General features: G+C 70.8%; 11 protein-coding genes. 5 read left to right on the top strand and 6 right to left on the bottom strand.

Annotated elements, in window-relative coordinates:
• Position 1 precedes the first annotated feature (1 nt).
• The 5 genes from OHS17_RS26670 (at position 2) to OHS17_RS26650 (ending at position 6,652) form a co-directional block, all read left to right on the top strand.
• Entirely contained in the window at positions 2-661 is a 660-nt protein-coding gene (locus tag OHS17_RS26670; protein ID WP_330314179.1) for a DUF3000 domain-containing protein, read from the top strand.
• 301 nt (positions 662-962) lie between these two features.
• Positions 963-1,625 (top strand): helix-turn-helix transcriptional regulator, encoded by a 663-nt coding sequence (locus OHS17_RS26665; protein WP_018100712.1) that lies wholly within the window; start codon positions 963-965, stop codon positions 1,623-1,625.
• 115 nt (positions 1,626-1,740) lie between these two features.
• Positions 1,741-3,015 (top strand): HRDC domain-containing protein, encoded by a 1,275-nt coding sequence (locus tag OHS17_RS26660; RefSeq protein WP_330314178.1) that lies wholly within the window; start codon positions 1,741-1,743, stop codon positions 3,013-3,015.
• Positions 3,016-3,299: 284 nt separating this feature from the next.
• Positions 3,300-4,526 (top strand): thiolase family protein, encoded by a 1,227-nt coding sequence (locus OHS17_RS26655; RefSeq protein ID WP_330314177.1) that lies wholly within the window; start codon positions 3,300-3,302, stop codon positions 4,524-4,526.
• Positions 4,523-6,652 (top strand): 3-hydroxyacyl-CoA dehydrogenase NAD-binding domain-containing protein, encoded by a 2,130-nt coding sequence (locus OHS17_RS26650; protein WP_330314176.1) that lies wholly within the window; start codon positions 4,523-4,525, stop codon positions 6,650-6,652. The genes OHS17_RS26655 and OHS17_RS26650 overlap by 4 nt, the downstream gene beginning before the upstream one ends.
• 51 nt (positions 6,653-6,703) lie before the next feature.
• Here OHS17_RS26650 and OHS17_RS26645 read toward each other — a convergent pair whose 3' ends face one another.
• From OHS17_RS26645 to OHS17_RS26620, 6 genes are all read right to left on the bottom strand, one after another.
• Positions 6,704-7,996, bottom strand: coding sequence for a phosphodiester glycosidase family protein (locus OHS17_RS26645; RefSeq protein WP_330314175.1), 1,293 nt, complete (start codon positions 7,994-7,996; stop codon positions 6,704-6,706).
• A gap of 56 nt (positions 7,997-8,052) precedes the next feature.
• On the bottom strand, positions 8,053-8,775 hold the full coding sequence (locus OHS17_RS26640; RefSeq protein WP_330314174.1) for an Ig-like domain-containing protein: 723 nt from the start codon (positions 8,773-8,775) through the stop codon (positions 8,053-8,055).
• A gap of 14 nt (positions 8,776-8,789) precedes the next feature.
• Positions 8,790-9,599 carry a rhamnogalacturonan acetylesterase gene (locus OHS17_RS26635; RefSeq protein WP_330314173.1) on the bottom strand — a complete coding sequence of 270 codons (810 nt, stop codon included), beginning with the start codon at positions 9,597-9,599 and terminating at the stop codon, positions 8,790-8,792.
• Positions 9,589-14,073, bottom strand: coding sequence for a bifunctional glycosyltransferase/CDP-glycerol:glycerophosphate glycerophosphotransferase (locus OHS17_RS26630; RefSeq protein ID WP_330314172.1), 4,485 nt, complete (start codon positions 14,071-14,073; stop codon positions 9,589-9,591). The genes OHS17_RS26635 and OHS17_RS26630 overlap by 11 nt, the downstream gene beginning before the upstream one ends.
• Positions 14,070-15,284 (bottom strand): CDP-alcohol phosphatidyltransferase family protein, encoded by a 1,215-nt coding sequence (locus OHS17_RS26625; protein WP_330314171.1) that lies wholly within the window; start codon positions 15,282-15,284, stop codon positions 14,070-14,072. The genes OHS17_RS26630 and OHS17_RS26625 overlap by 4 nt, the downstream gene beginning before the upstream one ends.
• Positions 15,285-15,472: 188 nt before the next feature.
• On the bottom strand, positions 15,473-16,978 hold the full coding sequence (locus tag OHS17_RS26620) for a hypothetical protein (protein ID WP_330314170.1): 1,506 nt from the start codon (positions 16,976-16,978) through the stop codon (positions 15,473-15,475).
• Positions 16,979-16,987: the final 9 nt, after the last annotated feature.

Here is a 16,987-nt window from a genome sequence, read left to right as displayed (position 1 = left end):
CATGGCTGCGGCTCAGGGACACATCTCCGGTCAATCCGATGGCGCTGACGGCACGGACGGCGCGGAGGGTGGTGCCGTACCGTCCGCGTTCCGTTCGGCGGTGGACGCGCTGCGCGCGGCGCGGCTGCGTCCCGAACTGGAGGTGGAGCCGACCCGGCCGCCGAAGCGGCTCGCCCCGCACGCGTACGCGCTGGAGGCCGCGGTGGTCGACGGCGACGACGACCTCGCCGACGGCCGGCTCGTCCTGCTCCACGACCCGGCCGGCCACGAGGCGTGGCAGGGCAGTTTCCGGCTCGTGACCCTCGTCCGCGCCGAGCTGGAGCCGGAGATGGCCGCCGATCCGCTGCTCCCCGAGGTCTGCTGGTCCTGGCTGACCGGCGCGCTGGAGGCCCGGGGCCTGTTCTATGGGGAGGCGGGCGGCACGGTCACCATGGCGGGCTCGCACTACTTCGGCGCGCTGGAGACCCGGCGCCCCGCGACGCAGATCGAGATCCGGGCCTCGTGGACCCCGCGCGAGGGGCTGGGCGGCGCACCGGACGCGGCGGCGCACCTGGTCGCCTGGGGCGACCTGCTCTGTCAGATCGCGGGCCTGCCGCCGTCGGGCCCTCTCGACGCGGCGGTGGTCACGCTCCCACAGCGCCGGGGCCCGCAGACGACGTAGTCCCTGTCCTGAACGGCGCGAGCGGGGCGGCCTCCGGGCCGCCCCGTTTTCCGTGCCGCCACCCGTGCCGCCGCGTCAGGTGATTTCCGTGACACTGCGTCATGCGATCAGTTTCAGCCAGCGGAAAACGCTCTCAGGAATCGATCGAGAACCCCATTTGCCCGAATTGTTACTCAATAAATCGTGATCTTCCCCTAAAGGAGCAGGGGTCTGCTGCCGAAGGAGTCAATGACCCTTCAAGCACGGTTCGCCCCGGCTTCACCCCCGAGCCGGCCCGTCCCGCCACTCCCCAGGAGGCCTGGTGTCCGTTCTCCTCGAGCAGCCCGCAAGCCTGGTCGCCTACCGCCCGAACAAGCCGACGGCCATGGTCGTCGTGGCCGACCCGCGCGTCCGTTCCACCGTGACCCGCCATCTGTGGGCCCTCGGAGTTCGTGACGTCATCGAGGCGTCGTCCATCGCGGAGGCCCGTCCCCGCGTCGGCAACCCGCGCGACATCTGCGTAGCCGACGTCCACCTGCCCGACGGTTCCGGGCTGACCCTGCTGTCCGAAACCCGAGCCGCCGGCTGGCCCAACGGTCTGGCCCTGTCCGCCGCCGACGACATCGGCGCCGTGCGCAACGCCCTCGCGGGCGGAGTCAAGGGCTACGTCGTCACCGGCACCCGTACCAACATCGGCCACCCGGCCCGTCCCGGCGTCGCCCCCATCGGCGCCACCGCCGCCCGGATGCACCGCCGGCCCCCCGGCACCCCGAGCCACCCGGGCGGCTACCGCGAACTGTCCGGCCGCGAGGTGGAGGTCCTGCGGCTCGTCGCCGAGGGCCAGTCCAACAAGGCCATCGGTGTCTCCATGGGTCTTTCCGCCCTGACCGTGAAGAGCCACCTCGCCCGCATCGCCCGCAAGCTGGGCACCGGCGACCGCGCCGGCATGGTCGCGGTGGCCCTGCGGACGGGCATCATCCACTGATTTCCCGCCCCCGGCCGGTGCACGGCGTACGGAACCGGCTGGATTACGTGCATCGGCGCCTGCCGACGGAACGTTCCGTCGGCAGGCGCCGCGCACACACAGATACCCTTGACACGTGACCGACGCCCAAGAGACCGCAGCAGACACATCACTGCGAACCACCGGGGGCGCTCCCCCGGACGACGTCGCCCCGGCGCCGATCCCCTTGCTCGAACCGCGCGAGGGCATTCCGCCGGTGGTGGCGTCCGACGACGCCCTGGCCGGGGTGATCGCCGCATTCGCCGCGGGCTCGGGCCCGGTGGCCGTGGACGCCGAGCGGGCGTCCGGCTACCGCTACGGCCAGCGCGCCTATCTCGTCCAACTGCGCCGCGACGGGGCGGGCAGCGCGCTCGTGGACCCCGTCGGCTGCCCCGACCTCTCCGGGCTCGGCGAGGCCCTGCACGGCACCGAGTGGATCCTGCACGCGGCGACGCAGGACCTGCCCTGTCTGCGCGAGATAGGGATGACACCGACCGGGCTCTTCGACACCGAGCTCGCCGGACGGCTGGCCGGTTTCCCGCGCGTCGGCCTCGGCGCCATGGTCGAGAACGTCCTCGGCTACTCGCTGGAGAAGGGCCACTCCGCCGTCGACTGGTCCACCCGCCCGCTGCCCGAGCCCTGGCTGCGTTACGCCGCGCTCGACGTTGAACTCCTCATCGACCTGCGCAACGCGCTGGAGGACGAGCTCGACCGGCAGGGCAAGCTGGAATGGGCCCAGGAGGAGTTCTCCGCCATCGCCTCGGCGCCGCCCGCTCCCCCGCGCCAGGACCCGTGGCGCCGCACCTCCGGGATGCACAAGGTCCGCCGCCGCCGTCAGATGGCGGTCGTCCGGGAGCTGTGGAACGCCCGGGACCAGATCGCCCGGCGGCGCGACATCTCGCCCGGCAAGGTGCTCGGCGACGCCGCGATCATCGAGGCCGCGCTCGCCCTCCCGGCGAACACCCAGGCGCTGACCGCCCTCACCGGCTTCGGTCCGCGCATGGGCCGGCGCCAGCTGGAGCAGTGGCAGGCCGCCGTGGACCGGGCCAAGGCGCTGCCCGACACGGAGCTGCCGCAGCCCGGCCAGGCCCTCGCGGGACCGCCGCCGCCGCGCGCCTGGGCCGACAAGGACCCGGCCGCCGCCGCCCGGCTCTCCGCGGCCCGCGCCGCGGTCTCCGCGCTGGCGGAGCGGCTGCACCTGCCGCAGGAGAACCTGATCACGCCGGACACGGTGCGGCGGGTCTGCTGGGAGCCGCCGAAGAACCCGACGCCGGAGACGGTGGAGTCCGCGCTCGCCGGGTACGGCGCGCGACACTGGCAGATCGAGCAGGTCGCCCCGCTGCTGTACCGGGCGCTCACGCAGCCCTCGTAACGGCACGCGGCCTCTCGTGACGGCATAGGGCAGGGGCGTAATCACGCCACGTTCCGCGCGGCCCGCGCGGAACGCGAATGGCCCGGACGGACTCGTTTTCGAGTCCGTCCGGGCCATTCTCCGTGTGCGGAGGGGTGCTCTCCGGGCAGTTTCCGCGTGTGACGTTCGCCGCTCCGGCCACAGGGGGTGGGCAGTCTGGTTACCCGCAAGTAGCATGACCGGAGCGGCGTGCCTCCGGGCGCGCCCCGCAGCAGTGCCATCCCGCACCCTGGAGGAGAGCCATCGTGCCTCGTACCATCCGGGACGTCGTCTTCGTAGACGGCGTCCGCACCCCGTTCGGCAAGGCGGGCCCGAAGGGCATCTACCACGAGACCCGCGCCGACGATCTCGTCGTGAAGGCCATCCGGGAGCTGCTGCGCCGCAACCCGGACCTGGACCCCAAGAAGATCGACGAGGTCGCCATCGCCGCGACCACGCAGATCGGTGACCAGGGCCTGACCCTCGGCCGTACCGCCGGCATCCTCGCCGGTCTGCCGCAGTCCGTCCCGGGCTACTCCATCGACCGCATGTGCGCGGGCGCCCTGACCGCCGTCACCTCGACGGCCGGCTCCATCGCCTTCGGCGCGTACGACGTCGTCGTCGCCGGCGGTGTCGAGCACATGGGCCGCCACCCGATGGGCGAGGGCGTGGACCCGAACCCGCGGTTCGTGTCGGAGAAGCTGGTCGACGAGTCCGCCCTCTTCATGGGCATGACCGCGGAGAACCTGCACGACCGGTACCCCACGATCACCAAGGAGCGCGCCGACGCCTACGCGGTGCGGTCGCAGGAGAAGGCCGCCAAGGCGTACGCCAACGGCAAGATCCAGCAGGACCTGGTGCCGGTCTCGGTGCGCCGCACGAACGCGGAGGCCGGTGAGACGGGCTGGGGCCTGGTCACCGCCGACGAGCCGATGCGCCCGGGCACCTCCATGGAGTCCCTGGCCAACCTGAAGACCCCGTTCCGCGCCCACGGCCGCGTCACCGCCGGTAACGCCGCGGGCCTCAACGACGGCGCCACCGCCTCGCTGCTCGCCGCCGAGGACGTCGCCCGCGAGCTGGGCCTCCCGGTCAAGATGCGCCTCGTCTCGTACGCCTTCGCGGGCGTCGAGCCGGAGGTCATGGGCTACGGACCGATCCCGGCCACCGAGAAGGCCCTCGCCCAGGCCGGTCTTTCCATCACGGACATCGGTCTCTTCGAGATCAACGAGGCGTTCGCCGTACAGGTGCTGGCGTTCCTGGAGCACTACGGCATCGCCGACGACGACGCCCGCGTCAACCAGTACGGCGGCGCGATCGCCTACGGTCACCCGCTGGCCTCCTCCGGCGTCCGGCTGATGACGCAGCTGGCCCGCCAGTTCGAGGAGCACCCCGAGGTCCGTTACGGCCTCACGACCATGTGCGTCGGCTTCGGCATGGGCGCCACGGTCGTCTGGGAGAACCCGCACTTCGAGAACGCCGGAGGCGACAAGTGAGCACCACCACCGAGCTTCTGAAGGGTGCGGCCGAGCTGTTCCCGGACGAGGTCGTCACCCAGGCGCACGTACGCCACCTGGACCTGCCGGCCGGTGCGGGGCGCTTCGCCCTCATCACGCTGGACAACGGCCTGGACCACACCAAGCCGACCACCTTCGGACCGCAGTCGCTGGCGAACCTCGACGCCGCGATCGACCAGGTCGAGAAGGAGGCCGCCGACGGCGCGATCACCGGCGTCGGCATCACCGGCAAGCCGTTCATCTTCGCGGTCGGCGCCGACCTCAAGGGCGTCGAGCTGCTCAAGGAGCACAAGGACGCGCTCGCCATCGGCAAGGGCGGCCACGACGTCTTCCGCCGCCTCTCCGGTCTCGCGGTGCCCACGTTCGCGTACTACAACGGCGCGGCGATGGGCGGCGGTGTCGAGGTCGGGCTGCACTGCTCGTACCGCACCGTCTCCAAGGCGCTGCCGGCGTTCTCGCTGCCCGAGGTCTTCCTCGGTCTGGTCCCCGGCTGGGGCGGCTGCGTGCTGCTGCCGAACCTGATCGGCGCCGACCGCGCGGTCTCGGTGATCATCGAGAACTCGCTGAACCAGAACCGCCAGCTCAAGGGCAAGCAGGTCTTCGAGCTCGGCATCGCGGACGCGCTCTTCGAGGGCGCGGACTTCCTGGAGCGGTCCCTCGTCTGGACCGCGGACGTGCTCAACGGCACGGTCGCCGTGGAGCGCCCCGAGATCGACCGCGGGGACGCCTGGGACCAGGCCGTCGCGCGCGGCCGGGCCATCGCCGACTCCAAGGTGCACGGTGCGGCCCCGGCCGCGTACCGCGCGCTGGAGATCGTCGCCGCGGCCAAGGACGGCGACCTGTCCGCCGGCTTCGACCGCGAGGACCAGGCCCTGGCGGACCTGATCATGGGCGGCGAGCTGCGGTCCGGGATCTACTCCTTCAACCTGGTCCAGAAGCGCGCCAAGCGCCCGGCCGGGGCCCCGGACAAGAACCTGGCGCGCCCGGTCACCAAGGTCGGCGTGGTGGGCGCGGGCCTGATGGCCAGCCAGCTCGCCCTGCTCTTCCTGCGCCGCCTGGAGGTGCCGGTCGTGCTGACCGACATCGACCAGGAGCGCGTCGACAAGGGTGTGGGCTACGTCCACGCCGAGATCGAGAAGCTGCTCGGCAAGGGCCGCATCAACCAGGACAAGGCCAACCGCCTGAAGGCCCTGGTCACCGGTGTGCTGGACAAGGCGGAGGGCTTCTCCGACGCCGACTTCATCATCGAGGCGGTCTTCGAGGAGATCGGCGTCAAGCAGCAGGTGTTCGCGGAGGTCGAGGCGGTCGCCCCGGCGCACGCGATCCTCGCCACCAACACCTCGTCCCTCTCGGTCACCGAGATGGCGTCGAAGCTGAAGAACCCCGAGCGGGTCGTCGGCTTCCACTTCTTCAACCCGGTCGCGATCCTGCCGCTCCTGGAGATCGTGCGCGGCGAGCAGACGGACGACGCCTCGCTGGCCACCGCCTTCGGTGTGGCCCGCAAGCTGAAGAAGACCGCGGTGCTGGTGAAGGACGCCCCGGCGTTCGTCGTCAACCGCATCCTCACCCGCTTCATGGGCGAGATCCAGAACGTCATCGACGAGGGCACCCCGGTCGAGACCGCGGAGAAGGCCATCGAGCCCCTCGGCCTGCCGATGTCCCCGCTGGTGCTCCTGGAGCTCGTCGGCCCGGCGATCGGCCTGCACGTCTCCGAGACCCTGAACCGCGCCTTCCCGGAGCGCTTCACGGTCTCCGAGAACCTGGCGGCCGTCGTGAAGGCCGGCAAGCGCGGCTTCTACGTCTACGACTCCGGCGCGCCGGTCCTCGACCCCGAGGTCGCCGCCCTCCTCAAGCAGGGCGACACCGTCCTGACCGAGGAGCAGGTCCGCGACCGCGTCCTGGACGCGGTGGCCCAGGAGATCGGCCTGATGCTGGACGAGGGCGTCGTGGCCGAGGCCCAGGACATCGACCTCTGCCTGATCACGGGCGCCGGCTGGCCCTTCCACCTGGGCGGCATCACGCCGTACCTGGACCGCGAGGGCGTCTCGGAGCGCGTGAACGGGAAGAAGTTCCTGGCGGCGGGCGTGGCCAGCGTTCCGGCGTAACAGGCTCGCTGACGCGAATGGCGGCCCGGCACACACGTGCCGGGCCGCGGTTCATTCGGCGATCACCGCGACGGCGGTGGCCACCGCCCGTTCGGTCTGCCGGCCGCCCGGGGAGTCGGTCGGCCTGTTCCCCACCTCGCCGTCGACCACCATCGTGGTCGATCCGCCACCGTCCAGGTTGACGGCGTCCTTCGCCCCCAGCGCGATCATGATGTCGGCCGCCTCCGGCATGGACACCCCGACGCTGACGCCCGGCTGCCGCCCGTCGAACGTCACCAGCAGCAGAGTGCCGTCCTCGGTGACACCCGCGGCGGTTCTGGGCTCCCGCCGGTCGAGCGCGGCCCGGGTCAGGCCGTTGGCCTCGCCGTTGATCCAGCGGCGGCCGTCGCGGACGAGCGCGGGGCCGGCACCGACCACCGAGGTCTCCGCGCCGGACAGTTGGACGCCCCGGCTGTCGCGGACCTCGGACGTCACGTTCAGGTGCGCCCCCGGCCGGGCGTGGGCCCTGAGCCAGGCCGCGCCCTCGCCCGTGCCGCTCAGGACGCGTCCGCCCCGGGGGACGGGGCCTCCGGCGGGCGACCGCAGCGCCGTCACCCGTCCGTCGCGGTCGAGGAGCGCCTCCGTGCCGTCGCCCTTCGGGGTGGCGGCGCCCCACTCGCCCGTGAAGGCCACGATCTCGTCCTCGTCCACGCACAGCTGGTTGTGCGCGGGGGCGGACATGGGTTCGCCGGTCCGGGCGAGCCGGTCGCCGCCCACTCCCCCGCACCCCAGGATGCGGCCGGGCGTGCGGTTGATCCCGTCCAGCTCCCGGTGCGCGCCGTCGGATGCGGCCAGGGAGGAGGACGAGGTGACCTCGCCGATCCGGGGCCTGGCCGAGCCCCCGCCGAGGATCAGGGCGGTCCGTCCCTCGGCGGCCTCGCTCAGCAGGCTGCCCTCGGCGACGTACACGCCGAGCGGGTCTCCCTCGTAGCCGCTGAACGCGGGCCCGCTGCGGATGTCGAAGAAGGAGCCGTTCACCGCGGCCCAGGCGCCCGCCGTTCCGGCCATCGCGCGCACGGTCTCCGAGCGGGCGAGGGAGGTGCCGTGCACCGCTTCCACACGCAGCGGCGCGTCGGGGGACACGGCGATGACGCCGACCCGGACCGGGCTTCCGTCGGCGAGCCGGCGGGTGGACCGGGTGAGTTCGGCCCCGGCCGGCACCGAGGGCCGAAGGCTTGCCGCCCTGGGCGACGCGCCCCCGTCGTCGGCCCCGCCGCCGCCCGGAGCGCAGGAGGACAGCAACAGGCAGGCGGCCAGGGCGTACGCGCCCGCACGGCTCATGGCGACCGCCCCTCTGGTAGTCACTCGGCGGTCCTGGTTCCGGTCGACGCGGAGAGCACGCCGGTTCGCGCCGCGGGGCCTCAGCCCGCGATGGCTCCCGGCGTCATGGTCAGGTCCCCCACGTAGACGGTGACCTGGGCGCGGGTGAGTCGTTCCGCCGGGTCGGCGAGTACGTAGTCGAAGGAGTCGTAGCCCGCGAATCCGGCGACCGGGCTGTACGTCACCAGCCCGTCCGGGGTCACGGAGGTCTCCCCGAACCGCGCGGGGCCGACGCCGACGAGCCGTACGCCGTCGCCGAGCCCTTCCGTGAGCCCGTTGAGCGCGCCCCGGTAGCCCGGCGGCACCATGAGCTTCCTGCCCTGGGGCGGAAGGGGGGCGATCCGGTAGCCGAGCTGCTTGACCGACCGCGTGCTCGCCGTGAGGCTGCTGCCGCCGTCGGCGATGATGCCCGCACGCAGCTGGGGGACGAGGAAGGCGTGGCGGGGCACGTTCTCGTGGACCGTGAGCGCGAAGCGGGCGGTGCGCTCCTCGCCCGTGACCGTGGAGGTGGCGTAACGGTCGCCGACCGCGAGGAGGCTCATTCCGGCGGCCCGCTCGATCGTCGCGGCCTCGCTGAAGGACTCCACCATCAGATAGCCGTAGTAGCGCGACCCCGGGCCCTCGGGGATGACCTTGAACTCGAACTCGACCGTCTCGCCCGGCCGCAGGGGAAGCGCGGGATCCTTGTCCCCGTGCAGCTCCACCGTGCAGACGATCTCGGGTCGGCCCGGCTGGACGCTGCGCAGCCGCGCTATCGGGTACATGTGCCGTACGTCCGTCACAGTTCCGCCCCCGCACCGGAGGTCCGGGAATGGGTCAGGGCCGCGTGCGCCTCGTCGTCCAGCCAGGTCACCGCGGAGGGCGGGAAGTCCTGCCGGTCGAGGTCGACGGTCCAGTTCGCCGGGATGATCTGCTGGGTCACCAGGGAGTACGCGACGAACCGGGCGCAGGCGATGGCTCCGGCCGGGACGAGGTGACCGGGATCGTCGAAGCCCTCGGGGTAGTTGGGGTGCTCCCCCGGCCCGAGGTGGATGAAGAAGGAGCGGGTGCCCTCGTCTCCCAGCTCCGACCACCAGGAGAGGCTCTGGTGGTACAGATCGATGTAGGGCGTGCTGGTCTCCACGGCGACGTCGCTCATCGCCATGGCGTACTCCACGTGCTCCCGCGACAGGTTTCCGTGCGCGTCGTGGGTGTTGCGCTCGTGTGTGCTCACCAGCACCGGGTGCGCGTTGCGGGAGCGGGCGCCGTCCACGAAGTGGCGGAGGTAGGTGCGGAAGTCGCCGAACGCCTCGGTCCTCAGCCATTTCTCGGGCTTGGCGTCGTTGATGCCGAACGAGATCAGCATGTAGTCGCCCGGCCGGATGTTCCGGAGGATCCAGTCGAGCCTGCCGCGCTCGCTGAACGTACGGGAACTGGCGCCCGCGCGAGCGCAGTTCACCACCTCGATCCGGCGGTCGAAGAAGAGCGGGAGCACTTGGCCCCAGCCCGTCATCGGGGCCCGGCTCATCTCCCGCGCGACCGACGTCGAATCGCCGGCGATGAAGATCCGGCAAGCGGCTTCGGCGCCCGCACCGTTCTCATGCAGCACTTGCCCACACCCTCTCCGTCTGCCGCACGTGCTCCGGGACGGTCGGTCCCGGAGGGGCGAGCTCGCTCGCACCGGCGGTTCCCAGGCTGTCGATCGCCTCGTAGACCCGCTCGCAGTTGCCGTGGTCCCGGTGCGCGAAGAACCGCTCGGCCCGTTCCCGGTAGGGCGACTGCACGACGAACCGGTTCCGGATCGAGGCGATGATCTCTTCCACGGCCTCGTCCACCGTGCGGCAGACCGGGCCGAAGCCGTCCGTCGACAGGTTGAAGTACCCGCGCTTGTAGTGCCGACCGTAGAAGTCCTCTTCGTCGAAGGGGACGTAGACGATCGGAGTGTCCATGTAGGCCACGTCGAAGAAGACGGAGGAGTAGTCCGTCACCATCAGCGAGCATTCCTTCATGGCCTGCTGCACGTTGCGTGCCTGCGGATCGGCCACGACGATGGACGGCGAGTCCAGCTGGAAGTGGTGCAGGTACGGGCGGATCTCGTAGTGCGGGAAGAACTCCAGGTCCACGCCGAACCGGTCCAGCGCCTGCGCCAGCCGGGGGTCGGACAGGAGCGCGCGGTAGAACCGGAAGTACTCGGACTGCGTGAACGAGGTCTTCGCCGGGCCCCGGCCCTTCTTGTACGAGGCGGTCACGATCCACTGGCGCCAGGTGGGCATGAGCAGAATGCGCGGGCGCTGCCTCGGCTCCTTGTCCAGGGCGTCGAAGCGGGTGAACCCGGCGAGGACGGCGCGCTCCCCGTAGCCCGCCTCCTCGGCGAAGAACTCCCGTTCCTGGCGTCCACCGGTGATGATCATGTCGTAGCTGGTGATCCACTGCGACGCACCGCTGGTCACGTCGTTGTACGTGATGCCGTGCTGGAGGAATATCCGCTGGTACCGGATCAGCTCACCGAACCGGTGCAGGTAGAGGGCCTTCCGGTATCCCTGCGGGACCAGATAGGACTCGGAGTCGTACGCGCCGATGAGCTTGGTGGCGTGGAGCAGGTACATCCGGTGCTTCCACGAGCCGAGCTTCAGCACGTTCCCGTACGGGCTCACCTTGGCGAGGTCCGGGGAGTTGCCGTCGATGACGTAGTAGGCGTTGCACCGCTTCCGGTTCTGCCGGATCCACTTGAAGAAGTGGTACGAGTTGTCCTGCGCGGTGTCGGAGCGCTCGCCGATCACCCATATCTCGCGGGAGTGCAGCAGGGGGTAGGTCAGCCAGTAGGCCAGCCTCATCCGCCAGCCGGGGTTGCGCCGCTTCATGATCCTGATCTCGCGGGCGGTCCGCCAGAGGATCTGCTTCGCGCGGGCCAGTGGGGTGCGGCCGATCAGCCTGAAGTGCAGGGAGTCGCCGTCACCGATGGTGAGCATGTACGAGTGCCGGCCGATCGCGCCGACGCCTTTGAGGCGGTGCAGGGGCAGCCGGGCCTTCATCACGACGTTGCGGTGGCGCTCGCCGTCGGGGGAATGGACGCGGAGCCGGAAGTCGCCCGCCTTGTATCCCCCTTCGGCCAGCTTCTCCAGCGGGATCTCGGCGTACCAGCCGGCGTAGACGTCCTTGCCGTTCCTGGCGTTGCTGAGGTCACGCCGGTAGATCTGGCGGAGCGGGACGACGATCTTCTCGACGGACGTCTGGTGCACGAACTCCAGGCGGTTGACGAACTTCGAGTCGATGTTCAGGCCCGGGAAGGACATGCAGCCCTCGACCACCAGGACGGAGCCGCGCGAGCGCACGGACTCCACGACGACGTTGGGGTCCTTCACCCGCGCGGCACTCGACTGGTTCGCCGGGCCGCCGAACATGCGGAAGAAGCCGTGGCCGTCCATGTGGACGGCCAGCGGCACGTTGTCCAGCACGCTCTCGGGCGAGACGAACAGCTCGAAGTTGCCGGTCTTGGCGGCATAGTGGTCGAGCTGCTGGGCGGGGTTGGTGACGAACTCGTCGATCACCTCGTCCGGGATGTCCGCGTAGTGCGCCCGCAGGCCGGGGAAGATCTCTTCCAGCTGGGACCGGCCCATCATGTTGCGGGCGTTGCAGAGGAAGCCCTTGTAGGTACGCGTGACGTACCGGTGGAACATCCTGCGGATCTCCGGGGACTCGGCGCGCGACACTTCGAGCAGGAAGTGGTTCAGCTTGAGGTGGTCCCAGTAGTTCGCCGGCTTGCTCCACAGGGAGTCCATGATGGACGAGCCGTCGGGGCGTCCGCGGTAGTAGTAGACGGGCCGGTCGACCACGCTGATGGCCCGGGCGCGCAGCATGGCGGGCAGCGTCAGCCAGGCGTCCTCGAAGTGGACGCCCTCCCCGAAGCGCAGACCCAGCTCACGGAGCAGGCGGGTGCTGAACAGCTTGTTGCAGGCCGAGCCGCTGAAGATCAGGTCGGGCAGCTCCGCGAAGTCCTGGACGACGCGGTCGCCCTCGCCGAAGTACTTCTTCCAGGGGCCGTAGGGGCGGTCCGGGAAGTTGACGAGGTCGCCGACCACCACGTCCGAGCCGTCGCGCCGGGCGGCCTGGAGCATCGCGGCCAGCGCGTCCTCGCCGAGGATGTCGTCGGAGTCGAGGAAGGTGACGTAGGGCGCGGTCACCACGTCGAGCCCGTTGTTGCGGGCGTTGCCGAGGCCGCCGTTCTTCTGGTGGACGACGACCACGTTGGCGTAGAACGAGGCGAAGTGGTCCAGCATCCGCGACGTGTCGTCGGTGGCGCCGTCGTCCACGAGGATCACCTGGGTGCTCGCGAACCCGCGCTGGGCGGCGATCGAACCGAGGCAGTCGTCGAGGTACTTCTCGACGTTGTAGCAGGGCACCACGACGGCCAGTTCGTACGGGCCCGGCGCGTGCGGGAGCGGTGCGGAGACGCTGTCGAGCCACCACATCCACGGGGCGGTCGGGTCGCTCTGCTCGGCGTCGAAGGTGCGGCTGCCGTCGACTGCGCACCGCAGCGCGAGGTTGCCGCTGACCGTGCGGTACCCCTCCAGGTCCTGGCCGTGGCCCCGGAAGGTGAAGCCGGCGAGGTCGATGTCCCGCACGTTGAGCGGGGACCGGGACCGGGACCGCTTCCACTCCACGATGACGGAGACGTTCCAGACGGTGCTGTCGGAGAAGTCCTTGCCCAGCAGGGACTCCAGCTCCACCGACCCCGCGAAGCCGACGAGCCGCTCGCCGACTTCGACGGCCGTCCCCGGGACGGGAGCGGTGAGGTCGCGCTTGGTGTGCCGGTTGCGGACGGCCAGCGTGAGCTTGAGGTCGTCGCCGGATCCGATGCGGCCGAAGCGGTTGACGAGGCTCCCCTCGCAACTCAGCTTCCCGTCCGTGACGGACCAGCGGTCGAGCTGGGCGAAGAGCGGGACCTGGGAGAGGTTCGCGGTCGAGAGCCCGAGTTCCGTGACGTCGAGCATCCGCCGGGCCTCGGGCAGGTGCATGTGGTCGCCCGACCAGTAGACGCGCCCCTCCTCCTCGACCAGGAAGGACGACAGCATGCTCTTGCGCTGCGCGTAGTCCAGCGTGGTGAGGGCCGCCTCGATCTCCTGGTACATGAGGAAGAAGGCACGGACCCGGTCCACGGGGTCGCAGAGCTCGAAGGCCTCCTCGCTGATGGAGAAGAGGTAGTTGCTCGCTATCTGCGCGAAGCCCTGCTGGAAGTCCGGGCCGCCCTCGGCGAGGGCTCGCATGTAGAGCCGGAGGTCGTGGGCGAGGAACTTGGAGTCCTTGCGGACCTTGAGCTGCCACAGTCCGCGGTCCTGGAGGAACGCGTCGGTGGCGCGGTGCACCGCGACGCGGTCCGTGATGCTGCGCAGCTCACCGGTGCGGCCGGTGATCGAGGCACCCTCGGTCTCCCACATCCACCGGTAGACGGGGTCGGTGATGATCGTGATCCCGTCGGCGAGACAGCCGGCCACGGTGGAGAAGTAGGTGTCCTCGTAGAAGACCCCTTCGGGGAAGAAGACGCCCTGCGAACGGAGGAACTCCACCCGGTACAGCTTCGCCGCCGCGATGGGGTCGGTGAGCATCAGCGGGAATTCCACCAGGTTGGGGACGGTACGCCCCAGCGCGAAGACCTCGGGAGCCCATGCCTGGCTGTCGCCGGTGGCCCGGTTGACCCTGATGGCCTTGCCCGCGGTGATGTCGCTGCCGGTCTCCAGCGCGCTGGCGAGCAGCAGCTCGCAGGCCCTCGGGGGCAGCTCGTCGTCGGCGTCGAGGAACATCACGTAGCGGCCGGCGGCCTGGGCGATGCCCATGTTGCGCGGCGCGCCCACGCCCCCGCTGTTCCGGCCGCGGCGCAGGACCCGCACCCGCGGGTTGTTGCCGGCGAAGTTCTTGACGACGTCGAGTGTGTTGTCCGTCGAGGCGTCGTCCACGACCACGACCTCGACCAGCTCGTACGTCTGGTTGACGGCGGACTGGACGGCCTTGCCGATCGTCGTCGCGGCGTTGTAGGCCGGGATGACCACCGTCACCCAGACATCGGGTGTGTCCCGTTCGTTGTTCATCGGACGCTCTCTCGCTCACCCGGGTAGCGGCGCTGCTGCGGCAGGGAGGAGGGACGCGCACCGAGTGAGCCGCCCGGCACCTGGAGGCGGAGGGTGTGGCCCTCCTCCCAGCCGCCCGGCTCCTGCGACGTGTAGGGCTCGGGGTACGGCTGGAAGAACGGGTCCTCGTCGGGCTGCGGGTCGATGAGCCGCTGGTCGACCAGGAGGGGGTCCTGCTCGCCCCGGCGGTGCCGGCCGCGGTGCAGGTGGGGTGCGATGGTGCCCGCCTGGGTGGGGGTGACGCTCAGCTCTTCCATGACGGCGGTGAAGTCACGGGTGGAGAGCCAGAACTTGTACATGATGACCAGCTCGAAGATGCCGAGGAGCACCGCGGAGACCACGGTGACCTCCAGGATCCGGCCGATGAGCGGGCCGACGATGAAGATGAACATCTGGAACTCGATGCCGCTGATGAGGTGCGGCCTGATCCGGCTGCGGAGCAGGGCCTGGCGGAACCGCTGGTACCAGGGGAAGCGGTGGCGGAACTGTGCGTGGAGGTCCACGACGTGCCCGGCGGTGGCCTGCTCCTTGAGGGTCTGGGCCTCCGCCTCCGGGTTCTCGCGCAGCAGGTCTTCCATGAACTGGATCTTCGGGGCGGCCGGCTCCTCCGCGGTCCCCTGCGCGGCCTCGGCCGCGGCGAGTTCGGCCTCCTGCTTCTCGCGGGTGACCTTCTCGATCTTCGCGCGCATCGACATGCGCATCTTGTAGATCTGGAGGGCGTCCACGTAACGGAGCATGTCGAGGAAGACGACGAGCAGCGCAGCCAGCAGAAAACGTTCGTCGTCGGTGCGCAGGTACTGGCCGCCCATGAGGGCCAGGGCGCAGAAGAGCACGCGGATGCGGTCGAAGACGTAGTCCAGCCAGCCGCCGAACACGGTGCCGTTGCCCTTGAGGCGCGCCAGTTTGCCGTCGATGCAGTCGAAGATGAAGCTCAGGTGGTAGAGCGCGGCCCCGATGATGAGGGACTGTGTGTCGCCCTTGAGGAACATCGCAGCCGAACCGAGCCCCACGAACAGCGCGGCCCAGGTCACGCGGTTGGGCGTGATGAAGCGGAACCGGGCCATGACGATGAGCATCCGGGTCGCGACGGGGTCGACCAGGACCACCGTCCACCAAGCGTCGCGCTTTTTGCATGTCAGTTTCTGGACAGCGCGCAGGGACAGTTTGGCCATAACCCCTCAGTCACGAGAACGACAGCGAACAGGCCCGCCGACGCGTTCAACGTGAAGGTGCCTTCATGTTCACAACATGCACACGGGTCCCTCACAAGAAGGCTTGCAGACCTTATCAAAACTTGATCCAGCCCCAACCATAATTGATCGTCAGCGATCAGCGGGGGGATCGCCGGCGATCGCCAATATCACGCTGAGTACCAAGATCCAAAAGTGAAGCCCTCGGCGTGTGACTCTCGGTGAGAGACCGCGAGCTTCGCCCCCTCCGTCAGGGTCGCCACCGTGACCCTTCCGGTACGGTCCCGGAGCACCGCGGGCACCCCGTGCGCCGCCTCCCCCGCCGGCCCGTTCCACCAGACGCCCGCGTCGGGCCGCCCCTCCGCGAAGGCGCCGATCTCGCAGGATCCGCCGGCCCCGGAGCGGACGAGCAGCGAGTAGTCCCAGCCGTCGACACGGACCCCGGCCACCCCGGTGACCGGCCCCTCGCCCTCGGCCGCCCCCAGGGGGACCGGGGCGTGCGCGCCCGACTGCCAGACGCACGGCTCGTTCGTCCGCAGATCACGGAAGACCACCGTGCCCGGTTCGGGGCCCGCCGCCAGGGAGCCCGGGCGAGGAGCGAACGGCACCGCGCGGTCCTCGGTCCAGTCGGCGTCGTATCCGGGGCGGTGCCAGCGGACGACGCCCGGGGTGTCCCGCAGCCGGGCGAAGAGCTGGACGTCCCCCTTGGGCGTGGTGACGGTGACCAGTTCGTCCGCGACGCGCAGGCCCGAGAGGTGGCGCCACGGCGTCCAGGCACTCTCGGGCCGCTGCTCGCGGTAGCTCACGCTGTGCCCGAAGTTCCGCGCGAAGACGACGACACCGCCCGCGGCGTCGAACCCGGCCGCCGGGAATCCGGTCTCCCGGCTCTTGTACGCGTCCCCGGGGTTCGGGCTCCCGAGGGAATGCCACGGAGTGAGCGGATGCCCCGAACGGTACTGCGCGGCGTGGACGATCTCCACGTTCTCCCCGCCGTCCGTGCGCGCGGTCCTGCGCAGCGCGAAGAGGTGGGCGAAGCCCGAGAGGTCGCGCACGACACGGAGGCCGGGCATCAGCCTGGGCCCCGGAAGGAGCTCGGGCCCGTCCCAGTCCGCGCCGTGCGGGCGCGACCGCGTCCACCGCAGCACGCCCGCCGCCGAAGGGAGGAACGCGGTCGCCCGGCCGTCGAACCCCTCGGTCAGCCACCCCGTCACGGCCGGGTAGCGCGGGCAGGAGGTGGCGGGCAGGTGCGGAGTGGCCGCCTCCGTCCGGCGGCAGTCGACCAGTACGGGCGTCGCCGATTCGCGCTGGAGGGCGCGTGCGGCGTCCAGCGCGAGCAGCGCCGCGGCAGCGCGCCCCGGCGGCTCGTCGTGCACGGGGCAGTTCCGGTCCGTGTCCCAGCCCTGGTGGGTCGGATCGGGGTCCGCGCTGCGGATGCGCAGGGGCTGGAGGGCCCGCAGCTCCTTCACGATTCCGGTGACGCCGGGCTCGTCGAGGATCCGGGGCCGCCCCAGGACCTGGCACCCGCGCGCGGAGGCGTCGGCGAGCGCGCGGTCCAGGGCGGCGCGCCCCTCCTCGTCGTCGTCCCGGAGACAGATCACCGCGATCTCCGGCCCGGCGGCCGCCTCGGCCGCGACGAGCAGCGCGGCGTCGGCCGCGCACTCCGCTACGACGGCCACACGGCCGTT

The organism is Streptomyces sp. NBC_00523, assembly GCF_036346615.1.
Lineage (GTDB): Bacteria > Actinomycetota > Actinomycetes > Streptomycetales > Streptomycetaceae > Streptomyces.
This window is presented reverse-complemented; position numbering and strand designations above follow the sequence as displayed.

What these genes read in the sequence shown, in the direction of transcription:
- OHS17_RS26630 (WP_330314172.1), bottom strand. Translation starts at nt 14,073, where the DNA reads ATGAACAACGAACGGGACACACCCGATGTCTGGGTGACGGTGGTCATC.
- OHS17_RS26670 (WP_330314179.1), top strand. Translation starts at nt 2, where the DNA reads ATGGCTGCGGCTCAGGGACACATCTCCGGTCAATCCGATGGCGCTGAC.
- OHS17_RS26640 (WP_330314174.1), bottom strand. Translation starts at nt 8,775, where the DNA reads ATGTACCCGATAGCGCGGCTGCGCAGCGTCCAGCCGGGCCGACCCGAG.
- OHS17_RS26625 (WP_330314171.1), bottom strand. Translation starts at nt 15,284, where the DNA reads ATGGCCAAACTGTCCCTGCGCGCTGTCCAGAAACTGACATGCAAAAAG.